Genomic DNA, 18311 nt, shown 5'->3' on the forward strand with positions numbered 1-18311 from the left:
ACGACTCCACTCCACCCTCGGCTACCGCACCCCACACGAAGCCCTCACCAACCACCAAACCCCCACCGCCGCCTAACCAACAACCCCAACCAACCGTCCACAATCCTTGACACAGCCCACCCCGGCTCATCGCCGTACATCCCCTTCCGGCTATCGCCGGACCGTGCCGGCTATCGCCGGGTTTGCGGGCTGCCGCCCGCGGTCGACTACCCCGGGGCTGGCGTGAGCGTGCCTAGCAACTGCCCCCGCCGGGGGACTGTGGATGATCCCCCACGTGCTACGCAGCCGCTTTCTTCGTCGCTTCGCTCCTCAGCGCACCTGCTCCGCGGCTCCTGCCCACCCCCGGCTCAGCGCGCCGTGCATCCCTGTCCGGCTGCCTTCGGAGTTGCGGGCTGCCGCCCGGTGCTGCTGGCGGATCGACGGTGGGCTGCGGGCGAGCTAGCGACCAGTGGTCAGGCACGTGGGTCGCCCTGGTGTGACCGACGGCCTTGCCGCAGACCATCGGGTACATGAGTAACCCAACTGTCCACATCGAACACGCGGCCGGCCAGCCCGCCCGCGGACGGCTTAGCCGGGCCGCCGGTTTCTGGGCGATCGCTGCAAGCATGGCGACACTCACCGCTTTCTCCACCGCCCCGAGCCCGCTCTACAGCCTCTATCGACGGCAGGACCACCTGTCCTCGATCACCGTCACCATCGTGTACGCCGTGTTCGCCGCCGGCATCGTCGTGAGTCTGCTCCTCGTCGGGCATCTCTCGGATTGGTACGGGCGACGAACCCTCCTGATCCCCGCGATCGCGACCGCTCTCGCAGCCGCGCTGATCTTCGCGACCTCCACCTCGCTGCCTGCTCTCATCGTCGGCAGAGTGCTGACCGGACTGGCTCTAGGGGCCGCCACCGCGACAGCAGGTGCCTACCTCACCGATCTGGACTCCGGCCCCAACGGCGTCGCGACTCGGCGAGCGCAGATCGTGTCCACGGTCGCCAACGTCGGCGGTCTGGCCACCGGACCCTTGGTAGCCGGATTGCTGGCGACCTACGTTCCCAGTCTGCCCCGCCTGATCTACATCATCTTTGCCGTCCTGCTGACGCTCGCACTGGTTGTCACCTGGCGTTCTCCCGAGGTTAGGCCGCTGCCCGAACCCCGCCCTCGCTACCGCCCCCAGCGACTGGCCATTCCAGCAGCGGCCAGGACCCAGTTCAGTGCGGCACTCACCGGTGACTTCCTCGTGTTCACCGTGTTCGGGCTGTTCGCGGGGCTCGCCTCTGCCTTCCTGTCCGGCTCGCTGCACCGCTCGTCACCCGCGCTGGCCGGTCTGACCGTCTTTATCTCGTTCGGCGTCGGTGCGATGACGCAGGTGGCCACCGCGACCTGGCCCCAGCGTCGCCTGCTCGCCCTCGGAGTCCCCGTACTGATCCTCGGTCTCGCCGTGATCGTGACCGGAGCCTGGGTACACCCGCCGAGCCTGGCCCTGTTCCTCACCGGCGCCGGTCTGGTGGGCGTCGGAAGCGGCAGCATCTTCCGAAGCGCGCTGACCACCGTCCTCACAACCGCCCCGCCCAAGGACCGCGCCGCCGCCCTGGCCCTCTTCTACGTCGTCGGCTACCTCGGCCTCTCGCTCCCCGTCGTCGCCGCAGGAATCGCACTGCAGCACGCGTCCTTCAAGCTCATCCTCCTCACCTTCGCCATCGTCGTAACCACCGGCATCCTCCTGGCCACCCCACGGCTACGACGCCTGTCCACCAAGAACTGAGCTCTACACCTCGGTCGGCGGCTTACGGGTGCCCTCTGCCGCAGGTGCCGTACGCCGCGCAGCGCGGAGTACCCCGATCACCGCTCCGACCATCCACAGCGCGAAGGCCACCGACGCCATGCCCCCGCTCCAGAACCCGGACAGGCACAGTACGGCGACGGCGTACGACACCCAGACGGCCCACGTCGCCAGAGCGTGCGCCTGCTGGGCGATCCGCGTCGTGACGGCGACCACCACACCACCGCCGATCAGCCCGGTGAGCGCGACGACCTGCCCCGCCATGCCGAGCGCGCGGACCGTGTTCGGGTCGGCGGTGAACTCGTCCGACCAGGCCGCGAACGCACTCCCCACATCGAGTGAGACACCGGTGATCATCAGCCCGCTGAACAGCGCCGCCCCCGGCACGATCGCATGCGCGATCGGGTCACCCCCGGACAGCCGATCCAGCACCTGTCGCAGACCGGTGGCGAACCACAGCAGCAGCGCGACGCCCGCAGCGAGCACCGGCAGCCCGACTCCGGCGGCGGCCTGCCGCCCGTCGTCGTTGAGCCTCGCGACGATGTCCGCGTCCGACATGCTCGGGTCGTCGACGCCGACCAGATAGCCCAGTGCCACCGCGACGATCAGCAACACGATCGATACGGCGCCCGCCCACCCCGCGCGCCGAAGTGCCCGTGACTCGTCCATACCGCCTCCCACGGTCGCGGCCGCAGGATTAATCGGTGCTCTAGGCACCAGAATCCGCGACGCGAAGTAGAGCCAGTCCGAGTGTGCACCCGCTCTGGGCAGGCGAGAAAGGTCCCAGACGCGATGCCGGATCGATGCCGAAGTGTTCGTGGTAGGTGTGAAGGCCGCCGACGACGCCCACTGAACTAGGAGGCCCAGGTGACGATCTTCCCGGTGATCAACAGCCGGAGCCAGAGCAACGACAACCGGATCTTCGAGGGCACGGGCGACTTCGACCTGGAGCTGATCGAGAGCCACACCTTCGACGGCCACACCCAGCAGCTCGTCTACCGCCCCAACCTGCACACCTGAGTTCGCGGGTGGCATCCCACCTCCGAGAGGGGATGCCACCCGCGCGATCTAGCGTTTAGTTCATTCCTCCCACTGGAACTGCCAGCCCGGAGCGCACGGCCACTCCGGTGCACAGGTCGAGTTCGGATCGTGGTACCAGACGTCGGACACCGCGTACCCGTAGTGCCGGTACACGTTCTGCTTCTGGATGCACTCGTCCTGGGTCGCGCAGGTGACGGTGTGGATGGTTTCGGTCTGCGCCTGCGCCACCGTCGCCCCACCGGCGACCACAGCCACCGCGGCCGCACCCATCGCAACCATTCGCCCGATCGATCTCATGGAACCTGCCTCTCACGTCGCGAACATATCGTTGCCTTATGCAACTCTCCGTCACGCTAGTACCGGATCGGCTGCCTCATCAATCGATTCGACCCCAATGGAAACCCGTTTAACGAACTGGTGCCGTGGGCAACAACTACCGGTGGTCTATCGACAACCGACCGAGACCTGCCGACCGCCCGGTTCGTGATAACCGGAGGGAAAGACGATCACCCGCGACCCAGTCGCTTGTGCATTTGTTCGCCGTACCGGTTGAATAGCGTCCGTACACTGTGCGTCCACGCTCGCGTGGGTGCTCTCTGTCACGACATCCGCACCGCGGGTGCCCACCTCCGGAGGCTTCGGTGAACCGGTCGTCCCTCATCCGTGTACTGCTCGCGTTCTTGGTCCTCGCGGCGTCGACGTACGTCACGCTGACCGCGAAACCACAGCTGGGTCTCGACCTGCGCGGTGGGACGCAGATCGTGCTCGAGGCCAAGGACTCTCCGACGGTGAAGGCGACCAGGGAGACCACCGACAAGGCCACCCAGGTGCTGCACCGGCGGATCGATGCGCTCGGCGTCAGCGAGCCGAACGTCACCCGCCAGGGCGAGAACCGGATCATTGTCGAGCTGCCCGGCGTGCAGGATCCGCGTGAGGCCGCGAAGGTGATCGGCAAGACCGCGCAGCTCACGTTCCACGAGGTGCTCGACCAGGTCGCGACGAAGCCGGCCAAACCAGCGGCGGGGGAGTTGTACCTGCCCAGCGAGAGCGGCCAGGGCTTCCTCCGGCTCGCCAAGCCGGCGATGACCGGTGAGCTGGTCAGCGGCGCGGAGGGCCGGCTCGACCCGCAGCAGGTCGCGCAGGGCTGGTTCGTCGAGATGAACTTCAAGGGCGACGGCGGCAAGATCTGGTCGACGATCACCGGCAAGGCCGCCTGCAACCCGGTCAACACCGCGCCGCGGCTGATCGCGATCGTGCTGGACAACGAGATCATCAGCGCGCCGCAGGTCGACCCGAACGGTGGCAATCAGCTCTGCAACGTCGGCATCACCGGCGGAAACACGACGATCTCCGGAGCCTTCACCGAAGAAGAGGCGAAGGACCTCGCCGCGTTGATCTCCGGTGGCGCGCTGCCGGTCCCGGTCCAGGTGATCGACCAGCGGACCGTCGGCCCGTCGCTCGGCCAGGACGCGATCCAGGCCAGCGCCCTCGCCGCGATCATCGGCCTCGCGCTGACCGCTCTCTTCATCATCGTGGTCTACCGCCTGGTCGGCCTGATGGCAGTCCTCGGCCTCCTCGGGTACGCCGCGATGTCGTACGCCGCCCTGACCGTCCTAGGCGCGACCCTGACCCTGCCCGGCCTGGCCGGCTTCGTCCTGGCGATCGGCATGGCCGTCGACGCCAACGTCCTCGTCTTCGAACGCGCCCGCGAGGACTACATAGCGGGTCGAACAGACGGCCTCCGCCGATCCCTCCGCAGCGGCTTCCAGAACGCCCTCTCCGCGATCGCCGACTCCAACATCACCACGCTGCTGGCTGCTGGTCTGCTCTTCTTCCTCGCCGCCGGCCCGGTCCGCGGATTCGGCGTCACGCTGTCGATCGGCGTACTCGCCTCGATGCTGTCCGCGCTCGTCGTCACCAGAGTCTTTGCCGAGTTCGCCGTCTCGCGCGGCTTCGTACTGCGCCACCCCGGCCTGAGCGGAATCGCCGGCCACGGCAAGGTCCGCACCTGGCTGGAGGCGAGGCAGCCGGCCCTGATGAAACACAGCCGCCGCTGGCTGGTGATCACGGCCGTCGCGATCATCGTGAGCGTTGCCGGCGTCGCCGTACGCGGACTGAATCTTGGCATCGAGTTCACCGGCGGCCGGCTGCTCGAGGTCAGTACGACGCAACCGGTCACGCCCGACCAAGCCCGTGCCGCCGTGGGCGAGGCCGGATACCCGACCGCCGTCGTGCAGGCGTCCGGCGCCGACGACATCACCGTCCGCACCGGGACGATCAGCGACGACGAAGCCGAGAAGATCAAGGAGTCGATCTCGCGGATCGGCGGCGGCGCCGAGGTGATCCGCAACGAGAGCATCGGCCCGTCGCTCGGTGAGGAATTGCGGAACAAGGGCCTGATCGCCCTCGGCATCGCCCTGCTCGCCCAGCTGGCGTACCTCGCCGCCCGATTCCGCTGGACCTTCGGCGCCGGCGCAGTACTCGCGCTGGTGCAGAACGTCGCGGTCGTGGTCGGCGTCTTCGCCTGGACCGGGAAGCCGATCGACGGCATCTTCCTCGCCGCGATCCTGACGATCATCGGCTACACGGTGAACGACTCCGTCGTCGTCTTCGACCGCATCCGCGAGACCCGCAACGCTCGTGCCACCGACAACCTCGGCAAGGTCATCGACACCGCGATCGTCAACGTCCTCCCGCGGACCATCAACACCGGGATCTCGACCCTGTTCATCCTCAGCGCACTGCTGTTCCTGGGCGGCAACTCACTGGCCGACTTCGCCCTCGCGCTGCTGCTGGGCATCCTCGTCGGCACCTACTCGTCGAACCTCACCGCGGCGCCACTGCTGCTCGAGCTCGAGCGGCGCTACCCGGCGCCGCCGCCGCGTCCGAAGCGTCCCCAGGTCGACCGCGACGCCCAACCCGACCGAGGTGCCGTCGTCTGAGCGCACTCAGCTACCTGTCAGCTTGGCGGTACTAGCGTTCGGGCTCATGCGAATTCGCGTGTTCTCTGCTCCAAAGGTCCCGGCGGTCTTCTTCATGTTCTGGGTCGTCAAACTGCTGACGACCGGCATCGGGGAGACCGCCTCGGACTTCCTCGGCACCATCAGCATCCCGCTGGCCGCCCTCATCGGGGTCGGCGGCTTCTTCACCGCGCTCTACCTGCAACTCAAGGCCGACACGTACCACCCGGTGCGCTACTGGGCCACCGTGCTCGGCGTCGCTCTCTTCGGCACGATGATCGCGGACGGACCGCACGTCGCGCTCGGTACGCCGTACTGGTTCGACTCGATCGTGTACCTCGTGCTGCTCTGCGGCCTGCTGACCTGGTGGCGACGAAGCGAGGGCACCATCTCGGTGCACTCGATCACCACGGCCCGGCGTGAGCGGTTCTACTGGGGTGTGGTGCTGCTCACCTTCGGCCTCGGTACTGCGGTAGGTGACGCTACCGCCATCGACTTCGGCCTCGGCTTCACCTGGTCGATCCTGCTCTTCGCCGTACTCATCGTCGTCCCGCTCGGCCTGTGGAAGCTCGGCCTCAACGTCACGGTCGCCTTCTGGGCGTCGTACGTACTGACCCGGCCGCTCGGCGCCTCGGTCGCCGACTGGCTCGGGAAGGGCACCCACGAGGGTGGCGTCGGCTGGGGACTCGGCCCGGTCACCGGGATCGGGCTGCTGCTGTTCGCGGTGTTCGTCGCCTACCTGACTGTGACCCACAGCGACGTCGACCATGCGGCCGTCCACGCCCGCGAGTCGGCTGCCGGCGAATCCGACCCGGTCCTCGACTCGGCGTCGTAGCGCACGCCGCGTTATCCACACCCTCGCCCGCCGGACCGGAAATCTGTCGGTCCTCCGGGCTAGGGTGTGGCGGTGGGTGTCGATGTGCGGGAATTGCTGGAAGCTGCCGTGGCCGGGATCGCCGGTCAGACCCGGCCGGGGCAGGTGGAGATGGCGCAGGCCGTCGACACCGCGATGCACGACGGATCGCATCTGCTCGTGCAGGCCGGCACCGGTACCGGCAAGTCTCTCGGGTACCTCGTGCCCGCGCTGCTGCACGCGATCGAGGACCGCCGCGTGGTCGTCTCCACCGCGACCCTCGCGCTCCAGTCGCAGCTCGTCGACCGCGACGTCCCGGCCCTCCTCGACGCGACCGAGAAGCTCCTCCCGCGCAGACCGAAGTACGCGATCCAGAAGGGGCGGAACAACTACGCCTGCCTGCACCGGATCCGCGAGGGCGCGCCGGACGACGACGGGATGCTCATCGATGTGCCGCCGCCCGGAGAGGTCGGCCGCCAGGTCATCGAGCTGCGCGACTGGGCCGAGCAGCAGCTGGCCGACGGCGAGGCCGGCGACCGGGACCACGCGCCCTCCCACCAGTACCAGGCCTGGCAGCAGGTCGCGATCGCCGCGCGCGAGTGCCTCGGCGCGCAGAAGTGCCCGTACGGCGAGGAGTGCTTCGCCGAGAAGGCCAAGGAGCACGCCCGCAAGGCCGACATCGTCATCACCAACCACGCCCTGCTCTCGATCGACGCCTTCGAGAACCGGACCGTCCTGCCCGAGCACGACGTCATCATCGTCGACGAGGCCCACGAGCTGCCCGCCCGGGTCACCGGCGCCGCGGGTGACGAGCTGTCGCCGCAGATGGTCGAGCGTGCCGCCAAGCGGGCCCGCCGGTTCGTCGACGACGACAAGGCCGACGACCTGATCGACGCCTCCGATGCCCTCCGCGCAGCCCTCGACGGCACTCGTGAGGGCCGGATCGAGGCGGCCAACGGCCCGGTCCTGGAGGCGGCCGCGCTGATCCGCGACGCGGCCCGCGGGATGTACTCCGACCTCAACAAGAAGTCCGACGACAAGGACGACGACCCGGACGGCGCCAAGCGGCAGTCCAAGGGCGCGGTCAAGGAGATCTTCGACGTTGCCGAACGCGTCGCCGCGCTGAGCGATCTCGACGTCGTCTGGATGATCGACCGCGACCGCTTCGGCCGCGAGCTCCGGATCGCCCCGCTGACCGTGGCCGGCCTGCTCCGCGAGCTGGTGCTGCGCGATCGCACCGCGATCCTGACGTCCGCAACGCTGACGCTCGGCGGTGACTTCGACGCGATCGCCCGCCAGGTCGGCCTGCGTCCCGCCGACAAGCTCGCTGACGACGAGGAGATGCCGGAGCTGGAGGACTCGGAGACGGCTCCGCTGCCGTGGCGCGGTCTCGACGTCGGCTCCCCGTTCGAGTACGAGAAGCAGGCGATTCTGTACGTTGCGAAGCACCTGCCGCCGCCGCACCGCGACGGCCTGGGCAAGAAGCAGTTCGAGGAGATCATCGACCTGATCACCGCGGCCGGCGGCCGGACACTCGGGCTCTTCTCGTCCCGTCGAGCCGCGGAAGCAGCGACAGCCGCAGTACGCGAGGCCACCGACCTGAAGGTGCTCTGTCAGGGCGATGCACAGCTCGGCGAACTGGCCCGCGAGTTCGTCGACGACCCAGAGACCTCACTGTTCGGGACGCTGTCGCTGTGGCAGGGGATCGACGTGCCCGGCTCGACCTGCAACCTGGTGATCATCGACCGCGTCCCGTTCCCGCGCCCCGACGAGCCCCTGATGGCAGCCCGCCAGCGCGCGGTCGACGAAGCGGGCGGCAACGGGTTCATGGCCGTCGCCGCGACGCACGCCGGCCTGCTGCTCGCACAGGGCACCGGCCGGTTGATCCGCCGCAGCACCGACCGCGGTGTCGTCGCGATCCTCGACCCCCGCATCGTCACCCAGCGGTACGGCGGGTTCCTGCGCGCCTCCTTGCCCCCGATGTGGCCGACCGCTGATCGTGAGAAGGTGCTCGGCGCCTTGAAACGACTGCAGTCCTCATGAGTCCGGCCGGTCCGCCCGTGCTGCCGATGATGGCGTCGCTGGGGAAGATGCCATCGGGTCCGGGCTGGTCGTACGAACTGAAGTGGGACGGCATCCGCGTCATCGCCGAGGTCGACGACGGGGTGTGCCGGCTGTGGTCGCGCAACAGCCACGATGTCTCAGGCGGGTACCCGGAGCTCATCGGTCTCGCCGAGGCGCCAGGGCTGCGGCTGCCCGCCGTACTCGATGGTGAGATCGTCACGCTGGACGACAAGGGCGCGCCGTCGTTCGGTCTGCTGCAACGGCGGATGCACGTGCGCGATCCACGCCAGCTCAGGCATCTGATCACCGAGGTCCCGGTCTCGGTCCGGCTCTTCGACGTACTCCGCTTCGACGGCAAGTGGTTGCTAGAGGCAACGTACGACGATCGCCGCGGGCTGCTCGACTCGCTGGAGATCGGCGACCCGTTCTGGGAGATCCCGCCCGCACTGCGGGACGGTTCGGAAGCGCTGGACCAGTCCGCCGCCCAAGGGCTCGAAGGTGTCGTGGCCAAGCGGCGAAAGTCGCGGTACCTCCCGGGACGTCGCAGCTCCGACTGGATCAAGATCAAGCCGGTGCAGACCAGGGACGTCGTGCTGTGCGGATGGCATCCGGGGGAGGGCAACCGGGAAGGGATGATCGGTTCCTTCTACTGCGGCGCGTACACCGAACCGGGTGGCGAGCTCGTGCTGATCGGCAAGGTCGGGTCCGGCCTGGACTTCGCGACCCTCGACATGCTCAGCGCGGAGCTGTCCGGGCTCGAGGTCGACCGCCCGGCGTTCGACCCATCGAGCATCCCGATGACCGACCGGCGGCGGGCGCACTGGCTCGATCCCGTCCTGGTCGCCGAGGTCACCTTCTCCGGCTGGGGCGGCGACGGCCGGCTCCGGCATCCGGTCTGGCGTGGGCTGCGCCTCGACATCAACCCGGAAACGGTTCTGGTCGACGCCGGCTGAGCGACATGCAGGCAGGCAAGGTAATTGTTCGGAATGCGGTGCGAAATTCTGTGGCACTGAGACGGTCGGTGTTCAGCTGTCGCAGAAAACAAGGCCTTTTCGCCAACACCGGTAGCGAACCCTGGTGCTCTTCACGCTGAACGACTTGTTGCGCATGGCCCCGAACCTGATGGGTCAGTCGTTCGTTTCCCTCGACGGCGCCGGCACTGCCAGCGCGGCCTCGATCTTGTCGGCCAGCTTCTCCGGCGAGTGGGTGGGCGCGTAGCGCGCGATCACCCCACCGTCGCGGCCGATCAGGAACTTGGTGAAGTTCCACTTGATCCGACCGCCGAGCAGGCCGCCCTGCTCGCGTTTCAGCCAGTTGTACAACGGGATCGTCCGCGATCCGTTGACATCGATCTTGGCGAACATCGGGAACGTGACGTGGTAGATCGTCGAGCAGAAGTTCGCGATCTCGTTCTCGTCACCGGGCTCCTGGTGGCCGAACTGGTCGCAGGGGAAACCGAGCACAGCGAAGCCCTGCCGGCGGTACGTCCGGTGGAGCTTCTGAAGACCTGTGTACTGCGGAGTCTGGGCACACTGCGACGCCGTGTTCACCACCAGGAGGACCTGGTCGCGGAAGTCGGCAAGAGACTGTTCACTGCCTTCGATCCGCGTGGCGCTGAAGTCATAGACAGTCGTCATAGCTCAATGCTGACACGACACGCCGGACTTCGCTCGCCGTCTGACATGTCAGACTCGGCGCAGAACTGTTACGACCTTTCCGAGAATGACGGCGTCCTTACCGTCGATCGGCTCGAAGGCCGGGTTGTGCGGTAGCAGCAGGATCTCGGTCTTGGTCTTCTTGAACGTCTTCACGGTCGCCTCGCCGTCGATCATCGCGGCCACGATGTCGCCGTTCTCTGCGGTCTGCTCCTGCCGGACGACGACCCAGTCGCCGTCGCAGATCGCCGCGTCGATCATCGACTCGCCCTTGACCTTCAGCATGAACAGCGTGCCCTCGCCGACCATTGCCTTAGGCAACGGGAAGACCTCTTCGATCTCCTGCTCGGCCAGGATCGGGTTACCGGCGGCGATCTGGCCGACCACCGGAACGTAAACCGCGTCCGGATGCGCGTCGCCCGCACCGGTCTCGTCGTACGACGTCTGCCGCACCGAGCCGAGCGCCGAACGGCGGGCGGCCGCGTCGACCTCGCCGGGGTAGCGGACCTCGATCGCCCTTGGCCGGTTGGGATCGCGGCGCAGCAGACCCTTCTGCTCGAGCACGCGGAGCTGGTGCGACACCGAGGAGGAGCTGGTCAGCCCGACCCGCTCGCCGATCTCGCGCATCGAGGGCGGGTAACCGCGGCTGTCCACCGAATCGCGGATCACGTCCAGCACGCGGCGCTGGCGCGGGGTCAGCCCGGTCGCGTCGGCCGGACCGTCGGGCAGCTCGGTCACGGTCCGGTCATCCTTGCTGGAACCGCTCGGCGTCCTGGCCATCGGTGATTGCTCCTCGGGTCGGGCCGGCGATCACACCACCGGCCGAAGCTTGCTCGACAGTGATGACCGTAGACCGAATCCTGAGATTCTTCAAACATCTGTTCGAAGGCGTGTCGGTTCGCACATCTGTTCGTGTGTCAGGTTATAAGCCGCACGCGGGCAACTTCGGCGTCAGGGAATTTCGTGGGCGTGTCCCGGTTGGAAGTGGTTGCGCGACGGGCGCCTGTCGGTTAATCATTCGTACAGACGTTCGATCGAACAGGTGTTCGGTCCGGTCGGGCGGGCTCGTCTTCAGAAACTGTCGGAGGCGGCCGGTAGACAGGACTCAACACCGCAGGACGCGCACTGACCGAGGTCTGGAGGATCCGATGAGCACAGCAGCTCTCGCGGCAAACGCACTGGCACCGCAACGCTCGCCCGAGCCCGCGCACCGCTCACCCGAGCCGATGCTGCGCTCGGTCCCGCCGGCGACGACGGCTCCGTCACCGGAGACCACGCCGCGCCGTCGGCCCCGGATCCAGGGTGCGACCACCGATTCGCTTCCGGTGCGTGCCTGCTCCGGCGAGGTGCTCGGCCGGCACGCCACGCCGACCCGTCAGCGCCCGGAGATCGAGCCATCCACGCTTCGCCTGACCCGCCGCGGCCGGATGCTGCTGACCGCGCTGTCGGTGCTGATCTTCGGCTCGGCGATCGTCGTCCTGGGTCTCCGCGTGACCGGCGTTCTCGAGCCCGGCCCGCACTTCACCCACACCGTCCCGGTGCAGGTGGCGCCCGGTCAGACCCTGTGGTCGATCGCGCAGAACACCAACCCCACCGAGGATCCGGCCACCATCGTCGAGAAGATCGCCGACCTCAACAAACTCTCCAGCCCGGCCGACATCACGCCTGGCGAGACGCTCCAGATCCCGATCGCCGGCTGACCTTGGTGGCATACCCGAGGTAGGACAGGTCGACCCGCTGCACCCGGCCGATGTCCATCAGCCGACTCGCCTCGCCGAACGACAGTCGACCGAGTCGCATCCGCAGGAAGTTCCATCCCAGCGAAGCGACACCCGCTCGCGGCCCGAGCCCGACGATCTGGCCCAACCGCAGCCCGTGCCGCCGCAGAATCTCCTCGAGCTCGATCGGCTTGATGAACATCGCCCAGGAGTGCACGTCGGTGTCGACGACCCGCGTCAGTCGCCACTCCTGCAGCAGCTTGATGAAGAACAGCTTCGACGCGCACGTCCGGTTGATCGTGTCGAACAGGTAGATCCCGCCAGGCTTCAACACCCGCGCCGTCTCCGCGACAACCTGATCCAGCTCCGCGACATGCTCGAGCACGTCACAGCAGTACGCGATATCGACGCTCTCGTCCTTGAGCGCCAGCCGTTCGCCCACGCTCACGGCGTACCCGATCTTCAGTCCGTACGCCGATGCGTGCTGCCGCGCCGTCCTGATCGACACCTCTGACGGATCGACGCCGACCACCCGGCAGCCGATCTGTGCGAACTCCTCGGCCAGAAAGCCACCACCACAGCCGACATCGACGGCCCGCAGGCCGGCCGGATCGCGCCCGAGTCGATCGAGGACGTCGCGGAAATAGGCGAACCGTGCAGGGGTGAAGCTGCCGTTCAGCGCATTCAGTGGATTCGACTCGTCCCACCAACCGCCGCCCAGCCGGTCGTAGATCGCGTTGTCAATTGGCATCGCGCCAATCGTCCTCCAGCAATGCGTACACGTACTCGTTTGCCCATTCGCCCTTGAACTGCAGCGCGTCGATGAAATGCGCCTCCCGACGCATCCCCAACCGCTCGAGCAGCCGAGCCGAAGCGTCATTCCGATCGTCCAGCACCGCAACGATCCGATGCAGCCCGAGTTCCTCGAACCCGACGCGCAACATCTCCCGCGCCGCTTCCGCAGCCAATCCCTTCCCCTGGTACGACGTGTGCAGCGCGAACCCGATCTCGCCCTGACGATCGGTCTCGCTCGCCCACTTCAAGAGGACCTCGCCGATCACAGTCCCGGTCTCGCGCAGTTCGATCGCGAGCACCAGCCATTGGCCCGGCTCCGTCAGCTCGCCCTGCGGAAGCTTCTTCTCCAGCGCGACCCGCGTCTCGTCGCGATCGCGTACCGGCCACGGCGTGTACCGCACCACCTCCGGCCGCGAGTGGAACGCGTACAGATCGTCCAGGTCGTCCATCCGATGCGGCCGCAGCTCCAGCCGCTCGGTCCGCAGTGGGTACGCGGGTCGGAATCCAGTCACGGCACCATCCTCGGCTACGCTGTCTAATGACGTTAGACAGTACCCGCGCCCGATCACTCCGACAACGAGATTTCATGACCAAACGCGACCCGTCATCTCACGCGGCAGCCGGCATCACCGTGGCTGCGATCGCCGACGTTGCCCTCGCGGTCATCCGCAGGAGCGGCGTGGACGGCCTCACGATGCGGGCGGTTGCCGAGCGCCTCGACGTCCGCGCGCCGACCCTCTACCACCACGTCCGCAACAAGTCCGACCTTCTCGACCTGGTCGCCCGCAACGCCTTCGATCAGTTCACGGCAGACAGCGCGGCGTACGAGAAACTCCGGACCATCGACGAGTGGATCGCCCTGACGAGATCCGGCTCTCTCGAACTGCGCGCCTTCTACGCGGATCACCCGGGCCTGGCCGGACTGATCCAGTCAAAGGCCACGCCGAATCGCGACCAAGGCGACGGATCCCGCGCCGAACTCATCCGCGTCCAGATCGACGCTCTCGTTCGCCTCGGCGTACCAGGGCCCGAAGCGCGTCAGCTGTTCGAGGTCACTGCCCGCTGGAGCCTGGCCGCGGTCGTTGCCGAATCAGCCGAGGTCTTCACCGAAGGCCTGGACCTGTTCCTGTACGGCGTACGCGCCCGCCTGGTCGATCTGGTCAGCTGACGGTCGCGAGCCACATCTCGGCGTACCGCTTGCCGTCCACCGCCGTCGCGACCTGAACCGTCGTCGGCGACAGCCCATGCGGATCGCTGGTCAGATCGGCCGACCAATCCCGCGTGTCAACGATCGTCCGCCCGCGTGACCAGCTTCCGGACAACTCGATGCGCACCGGGAACGGCTGGGTCGTCAGCCCGGACGGATCGATCACCGCGCACACCGCGCCGCCGTCGCCGATGCTCGCGCCGTCGCCCTGGTACAGCTCGCTCCGCTTCTCGATCAGCTTCCGCGCGAGCTCGGCCGACTGCGACCCGCTCAACCCGCGTGCCTGGTCCAACGTGACCACCACGTCGTAGAAGACGTCCAGCCCGTACATCGTCGTCGGTACGCCAAGTTCCCCCGCCGCGGTCAACACGATCGCGGCCGCCTCCGGATCGGTCCAAACGTTGAACTCCGCCGACGCCGTCGCGTTCCCGATCCCCGCGGCGCCACCCATGAACACGATCTCGCGCAGCCCGGCCGCCGCGTCCGGATACGTCCGGAGCAGCAACGCGATATTCGTCAGCGGCGCCAGCGGGATCAGCGTGATCAGATCACCGGTCGCCGCGGCCTCCCGCAGTACGTCGCGCAGCAGTTCGACCGCATGCCGCGGATCCGTCGTCCGCGTCGACCGCGGCCAATCGATGTCACCCAGCCCGTCCTCCCCGTGGACGTGCCGCGCCATCCGCACCGGCTGGAGCAGCGGTACGGCGGCACCGCGCGCGACCGGCACATCCGGTCGGCCTGCGGCGTCCAGCACTGTCAGCGTGTTCCGGACGACGTCATCAAGTCCGACGTTGCCGCCGGCGCACGTCACGGCCTTGAGGTCGAGCTCGGGGTGCCGAGCAGCGAGCAGCAGCGCACAGGCGTCGTCCAGGCCCGTGTCGACATCGAGAATCACCGGCTTCATGCCGACATCCTCACATCCGGCGTTGGCCGTCGCTTCATCATCGGCTCGGGCGCCGTTCGTCTCGGCCCGCTTATCTGCGTGGTGATGTCTCGGACCGAGTCGTTCCTCCGGGCGCCCGGCGCGCAGCTGCGGATCTGGGCGCATCGCGGCAATTCCTCCGCGGCCCCCGAGAACACCGCCGCCTCCGACGAGGCCGCCCGTCGGGCCGGCGCCGAGTGGATCGAGAACGACGTACGGACGACGAAGGACGGCGTACCGGTCGTGCTGCACGACGAGACCGTCGACCGCACCACTGATGGGACCGGTCCGATCCAGTCACTCACGGCAGCCCAGGTCGCGAAGCTGGATGCGGGAGCCTGGTTCGCGCCTGCGTTCGCCGGGCAACGGGTGCGCACACTCGCGGCGCAGCTCGACGGCCTGAAGACTCGCGGCGGCAATCTGCTGCTCGAGATCAAGGGCGAGCACGCGCGGGCCTCCGTCGTACGGATCGTGCAGGAGATCCAGGTGCACCGGATGAACGGCCGCGTGTTCGTGCAGAGCTTCGAACCGCAGCACCTGCGCTGGGTCCACGAACTCGCGCCCGAACTTCCGCTCGGCCTGCTCCGCTTCGCGCTCGACCCGGATCCGGTCGCGATCGCCAAGGACCTCGAACTGACGTCGTACAACCCGTCCGACGCGGCCTTGCAGACTCGACCGGCGATTGTCCGCGAGCTGCACGCGGCCGGCGTCGCGGTCAACGTGTGGACGGTCGACGACCCGAGCCGCTGGGATGCGCTCGACCGGGCCGGGGTAGACGGCGTCATCACGAACTGCCCGGCGGAACTCGCGGGCTGGAACGCGGGACGGTTCGCGCTTGTAGGCTGAGCGGTGGCTGTTTATCGATACAACGATCGAGAGGGCCGCCCGGATGACTCAGACAGCGCGCGTGACCGTCAATGCCGCCGCCGACCTCGGGCCGCTGGACCGGATCTGGGCCAGCCTCGGGTACGACGAGATCAACTGGACCTACACGCCACAGGGCAGTCGCACGCTCCGGACCATCGGCGCGTTCGCGGAGACGCCGTACCACGTCCGGCCGCACAACATCTTCACCAGCGGCACGGGCCTCGGCCTGCCGCACTGGGGGAGCGGCAACGTCTACCACGAGGACGCGGACGGTACGCCGTACTACGACTTCACCATCGCGGACCTGACGTACGACGCGATCGTGAACGCCGGCCACCACCCGCTCGTCGAGCTCGGGTTCACGCCGCTGGCGCTCGTACCGGAGTACGCCAAGACCGACTTCGCGTACGAAGGCAGTCCGAGCCTCTACAGCGAGTACGAAGCCGGCTGGTGGTCCTATCCGCCCAAGGACTTCGGCAAATTCGCCGGACTGGTCGCCGCGCTCGTCGAACACGTGCTGGATCGCTATGGCTCCGACGAGGTCGAGCACTGGCTGTGGGAGCTGTGGAACGAGCCGGATATCACCTATTGGCGCGGTACGCCGGAGCAGTACCACGACCTGTACGAGCAGACGGCTAAGGCGATCCGCGCGGTCTACCCGGCGGCCAAGGTGGGCGGCCCAGCGGTCACAGGTGGTGGTGACGCGTTCCTGCGCGACTTCCTGCAGGCATGCGCCGACCGCGACCTGCCGGTGGACTTCGTCTCTTTCCACACCAAGGGCGCGCACTTCACCCCATGGCGCACGTACGGCCCGATCGGTTCGCCGGCGCCCGTCCAGCAGTCACCGTTGACCGCGAAGATGCTCCGCGAGATCCACACCGCGCTGACGGTCATCGACGAGTTCCCGCAGTACGCCGGGAAGCCTGTCATCGTCGACGAGTGCGACGCCTCGGTGCCGGCGCACTGGGGGATCTACGACAACGCCAACTTCGCGTACCGCAACACGGAGTACTACCCGGTCTTCCAGGCGCAGCTGATGAAGCAGATCCTCGAACTCAACGAGCGGCACACCGCGAAGGTGCGCGAGGCAACGACCTGGAGCTTCTCGATGGAGGGGGAGCGGTACTTCGAGGGCACCCGCAGCTTCGTCACCGCGTCCGGCATCGAGAAGCCGCTGATGAACGCGTACCGCGCCTTCGCCCGCCTCGGCGACCGCCGCCTCAGCGCTGTCGGGATCGATCTGCCTGACGAAATCGACGCGATCGCCAGCCGCGAGGGGTCGAGCATCTCGGTCCTGGTCTGGCGCCACTCCGACGACCAGTACGCCGCCGACGGCGCGACGATCCCGGTCGACCTCGAGCTCGAGGGCCTCGAACCCGGCCGCTGGACCGTCGAGCATTTCCGGATCGACCGCGACCACAGCAACAGCCACACCATCTGGCAGGCCCTCGGCTCGCCGCAGGACCCGACGCCCGAGCAGCTCGCCGCGATCACCGCGCGTCAGGGACTCGAACGACTCTGCGACGACACGCCGATCGATGTCGATCCGGGCTATTTGCTGACCCTCGAACTGCCGCTCCCGTCGCTGAGTCTGGTCGTGCTCACGAAGCTCGGCTGACCCACCTGGGAGGCCGTAGTTTGCGCCTCGAAAGGGTCATTCGGACGGCGCCACGCGGGAGTACACGAGCCCGCGTGATTGTTGGAACTGTGAGACCTGGGAGACACGCGCGGGCGATCGGGGCGTGCTTGCAAACTGTCGGAGCAGCGATCTAGGATCCCTAGATGTAGTGGTTACACGGGTGTAATTTTCCACAGGTAGTGGTTGGTTGCACACAGGTTCTACACAAGTTGTCCCCAGGCTGATCCACAACCTGCCCCCTCCGGGGCAGTCACGGGAGGAGTGATTCGTCGTGCACTGTCCGTATTGCCGGCACGCCGACTCACGGGTGGTCGACAGCCGGGTGGCCGAGGACGGCGGAGCGATCCGCCGCCGGCGTCAGTGCCCGGTCTGCGAGAAGCGGTTCACCACTGTCGAGCAGATGCAGCTCACGGTCGTGAAGCGCTCCGGCGCGACCGAGCCGTTCAGCCGGGAAAAGGTCATCAACGGGGTCGGGAAGGCATGCAAGGGCCGGCCGGTGAACGCCGACCAGCTCGCCCGCCTGGGTCAGAAGGTCGAGGACGCGCTGAAGGGCAGCGGCTCGCCGGAGGTTCCCGCGCACGAGGTCGGACTCGCGATCCTCGGCCCGCTGCGGGAGCTCGACGAGGTCGCGTACCTGCGGTTCGCGAGCGTGTACCGGCAGTTCGAGTCCGCCGACGATTTCGAGACCGAGATCGCGCTGCTGCGGGCCGAGAAGGAGCCGCAGGGCACCGAGCCGGGCCAGCTCAAGCCGACCCAACAGACGTAAACCGGGGGAACGGCAGTTCCAAGTAGTTCCAAGCAGTTCCAGGAAGTACCGG

At 67.7% G+C, this 18311-nt stretch carries 18 protein-coding genes; 11 read left to right on the forward strand and 7 right to left on the reverse strand.

The features are described 5' to 3' along the window. Window positions 1–509: 509 nt before the first annotated feature. Window positions 510–1754: an MFS transporter gene (locus FDA38_RS41840; RefSeq protein WP_137259664.1), complete on the forward strand. Its 1245-nt coding sequence runs from the start codon at window positions 510–512 to the stop codon at window positions 1752–1754. A 3-nt stretch (window positions 1755–1757) separates the two neighbouring features. Here FDA38_RS41840 and FDA38_RS41845 read toward each other — a convergent pair whose 3' ends face one another. Next, window positions 1758–2441, reverse strand: a complete 684-nt coding sequence (locus tag FDA38_RS41845) for a hypothetical protein (RefSeq protein WP_137259665.1) — start codon at window positions 2439–2441, stop codon at window positions 1758–1760. Window positions 2442–2639: 198 nt separating this feature from the next. Here FDA38_RS41845 and FDA38_RS42560 point away from each other — a divergent pair, with 198 nt between their 5' ends. Continuing rightward, a complete protein-coding gene (locus tag FDA38_RS42560; protein ID WP_170990049.1) occupies window positions 2640–2792 on the forward strand; it encodes a hypothetical protein in 153 nt (50 codons plus the stop codon). A gap of 60 nt (window positions 2793–2852) precedes the next feature. Here FDA38_RS42560 and FDA38_RS41850 read toward each other — a convergent pair whose 3' ends face one another. Further along, window positions 2853–3110 carry a hypothetical protein gene (locus FDA38_RS41850; protein WP_137259666.1) on the reverse strand — a complete coding sequence of 86 codons (258 nt, stop codon included), beginning with the start codon at window positions 3108–3110 and terminating at the stop codon, window positions 2853–2855. 344 nt (window positions 3111–3454) lie between these two features. Between FDA38_RS41850 and secD the strand changes: the two genes are divergently transcribed. The 4 genes from secD to ligD all read left to right on the forward strand — a co-directional run bounded on the left by secD (window position 3455) and on the right by ligD (window position 9643). Then, on the forward strand, window positions 3455–5755 hold the full coding sequence (gene secD, locus FDA38_RS41855; RefSeq protein WP_137259667.1) for a protein translocase subunit SecD: 2301 nt from the start codon (window positions 3455–3457) through the stop codon (window positions 5753–5755). Between the two features lie 46 nt (window positions 5756–5801). Beyond that, window positions 5802–6608, forward strand: coding sequence for a COG4705 family protein (locus FDA38_RS41860; protein WP_137259668.1), 807 nt, complete (start codon window positions 5802–5804; stop codon window positions 6606–6608). A gap of 66 nt (window positions 6609–6674) precedes the next feature. Beyond that, window positions 6675–8669 carry an ATP-dependent DNA helicase gene (locus tag FDA38_RS41865; protein WP_137259669.1) on the forward strand — a complete coding sequence of 665 codons (1995 nt, stop codon included), beginning with the start codon at window positions 6675–6677 and terminating at the stop codon, window positions 8667–8669. Then, the gene (gene ligD / locus FDA38_RS41870) at window positions 8666–9643 is read left to right on the forward strand and encodes a non-homologous end-joining DNA ligase (protein ID WP_137259670.1); all 978 of its coding nucleotides are present in this window, start codon (window positions 8666–8668) and stop codon (window positions 9641–9643) included. Before FDA38_RS41865 ends, ligD begins: the two co-directional genes overlap by 4 nt. A gap of 174 nt (window positions 9644–9817) precedes the next feature. On the opposite strand, the gene FDA38_RS41875 is transcribed toward ligD, so the two are convergent. Together FDA38_RS41875 and lexA are read right to left on the reverse strand one after the other, a co-directional pair. After that, window positions 9818–10327, reverse strand: a complete 510-nt coding sequence (locus FDA38_RS41875) for a glutathione peroxidase (protein WP_137259671.1) — start codon at window positions 10325–10327, stop codon at window positions 9818–9820. Window positions 10328–10375: 48 nt separating this feature from the next. Then, window positions 10376–11125: a transcriptional repressor LexA gene (lexA, locus tag FDA38_RS41880; RefSeq protein WP_233715238.1), complete on the reverse strand. Its 750-nt coding sequence runs from the start codon at window positions 11123–11125 to the stop codon at window positions 10376–10378. 368 nt (window positions 11126–11493) lie between these two features. On the opposite strand from lexA, the gene FDA38_RS41885 reads away from it, so the two are divergent. Beyond that, window positions 11494–12045, forward strand: a complete 552-nt coding sequence (locus FDA38_RS41885) for a LysM peptidoglycan-binding domain-containing protein (RefSeq protein WP_233715239.1) — start codon at window positions 11494–11496, stop codon at window positions 12043–12045. On the opposite strand, the gene ubiG is transcribed toward FDA38_RS41885, so the two are convergent. Next, window positions 12005–12814, reverse strand: a complete 810-nt coding sequence (ubiG, locus tag FDA38_RS41890) for a bifunctional 2-polyprenyl-6-hydroxyphenol methylase/3-demethylubiquinol 3-O-methyltransferase UbiG (protein ID WP_137259672.1) — start codon at window positions 12812–12814, stop codon at window positions 12005–12007. The genes FDA38_RS41885 and ubiG overlap by 41 nt on opposite strands. Further along, complete coding sequence (locus FDA38_RS41895; RefSeq protein ID WP_233715240.1) at window positions 12804–13370, reverse strand: GNAT family N-acetyltransferase; 567 nt, start codon at window positions 13368–13370, stop codon at window positions 12804–12806. Before FDA38_RS41895 ends, ubiG begins: the two co-directional genes overlap by 11 nt. Window positions 13371–13444: 74 nt before the next feature. Between FDA38_RS41895 and FDA38_RS41900 the strand changes: the two genes are divergently transcribed. Continuing rightward, a complete protein-coding gene (locus FDA38_RS41900) occupies window positions 13445–14026 on the forward strand; it encodes a TetR/AcrR family transcriptional regulator (RefSeq protein ID WP_137259673.1) in 582 nt (193 codons plus the stop codon). Here FDA38_RS41900 and FDA38_RS41905 read toward each other — a convergent pair. Continuing rightward, window positions 14019–14969: a nucleoside hydrolase gene (locus FDA38_RS41905; protein ID WP_137259674.1), complete on the reverse strand. Its 951-nt coding sequence runs from the start codon at window positions 14967–14969 to the stop codon at window positions 14019–14021. The genes FDA38_RS41900 and FDA38_RS41905 overlap by 8 nt on opposite strands. 84 nt (window positions 14970–15053) lie before the next feature. Here FDA38_RS41905 and FDA38_RS41910 point away from each other — a divergent pair, with 84 nt between their 5' ends. The 3 genes from FDA38_RS41910 to nrdR all read left to right on the forward strand — a co-directional run bounded on the left by FDA38_RS41910 (window position 15054) and on the right by nrdR (window position 18259). Continuing rightward, window positions 15054–15833 carry a glycerophosphodiester phosphodiesterase gene (locus FDA38_RS41910; RefSeq protein WP_137259675.1) on the forward strand — a complete coding sequence of 260 codons (780 nt, stop codon included), beginning with the start codon at window positions 15054–15056 and terminating at the stop codon, window positions 15831–15833. A 43-nt stretch (window positions 15834–15876) separates the two neighbouring features. Continuing rightward, window positions 15877–17472, forward strand: a complete 1596-nt coding sequence (locus tag FDA38_RS41915) for a GH39 family glycosyl hydrolase (RefSeq protein WP_137259676.1) — start codon at window positions 15877–15879, stop codon at window positions 17470–17472. A gap of 292 nt (window positions 17473–17764) precedes the next feature. Further along, window positions 17765–18259 (forward strand): transcriptional regulator NrdR, encoded by a 495-nt coding sequence (gene nrdR / locus FDA38_RS41920; RefSeq protein WP_130449420.1) that lies wholly within the window; start codon window positions 17765–17767, stop codon window positions 18257–18259. The last annotated feature ends 52 nt before the right edge of the window (window positions 18260–18311 follow it).

The sequence above is a fragment of the Kribbella jiaozuonensis genome, from assembly GCF_005233875.1.
In the GTDB taxonomy this organism is placed as follows: Bacteria; Actinomycetota; Actinomycetes; order Propionibacteriales; family Kribbellaceae; genus Kribbella; species Kribbella jiaozuonensis.

What these genes read in the sequence shown, in the direction of transcription:
- FDA38_RS41840 (WP_137259664.1), top strand. Translation starts at nt 510, where the DNA reads ATGAGTAACCCAACTGTCCACATCGAACACGCGGCCGGCCAGCCCGCC.
- FDA38_RS41845 (WP_137259665.1), bottom strand. Translation starts at nt 2,441, where the DNA reads ATGGACGAGTCACGGGCACTTCGGCGCGCGGGGTGGGCGGGCGCCGTA.
- FDA38_RS41850 (WP_137259666.1), bottom strand. Translation starts at nt 3,110, where the DNA reads ATGAGATCGATCGGGCGAATGGTTGCGATGGGTGCGGCCGCGGTGGCT.
- FDA38_RS41860 (WP_137259668.1), top strand. Translation starts at nt 5,802, where the DNA reads ATGCGAATTCGCGTGTTCTCTGCTCCAAAGGTCCCGGCGGTCTTCTTC.
- ligD (WP_137259670.1), top strand. Translation starts at nt 8,666, where the DNA reads ATGAGTCCGGCCGGTCCGCCCGTGCTGCCGATGATGGCGTCGCTGGGG.
- FDA38_RS41875 (WP_137259671.1), bottom strand. Translation starts at nt 10,327, where the DNA reads ATGACGACTGTCTATGACTTCAGCGCCACGCGGATCGAAGGCAGTGAA.
- lexA (WP_233715238.1), bottom strand. Translation starts at nt 11,125, where the DNA reads ATGGCCAGGACGCCGAGCGGTTCCAGCAAGGATGACCGGACCGTGACC.
- FDA38_RS41885 (WP_233715239.1), top strand. Translation starts at nt 11,494, where the DNA reads ATGAGCACAGCAGCTCTCGCGGCAAACGCACTGGCACCGCAACGCTCG.
- ubiG (WP_137259672.1), bottom strand. Translation starts at nt 12,814, where the DNA reads ATGCCAATTGACAACGCGATCTACGACCGGCTGGGCGGCGGTTGGTGG.
- FDA38_RS41900 (WP_137259673.1), top strand. Translation starts at nt 13,445, where the DNA reads ATGACCAAACGCGACCCGTCATCTCACGCGGCAGCCGGCATCACCGTG.
- FDA38_RS41905 (WP_137259674.1), bottom strand. Translation starts at nt 14,969, where the DNA reads ATGAAGCCGGTGATTCTCGATGTCGACACGGGCCTGGACGACGCCTGT.
- FDA38_RS41910 (WP_137259675.1), top strand. Translation starts at nt 15,054, where the DNA reads ATGTCTCGGACCGAGTCGTTCCTCCGGGCGCCCGGCGCGCAGCTGCGG.
- FDA38_RS41915 (WP_137259676.1), top strand. Translation starts at nt 15,877, where the DNA reads ATGACTCAGACAGCGCGCGTGACCGTCAATGCCGCCGCCGACCTCGGG.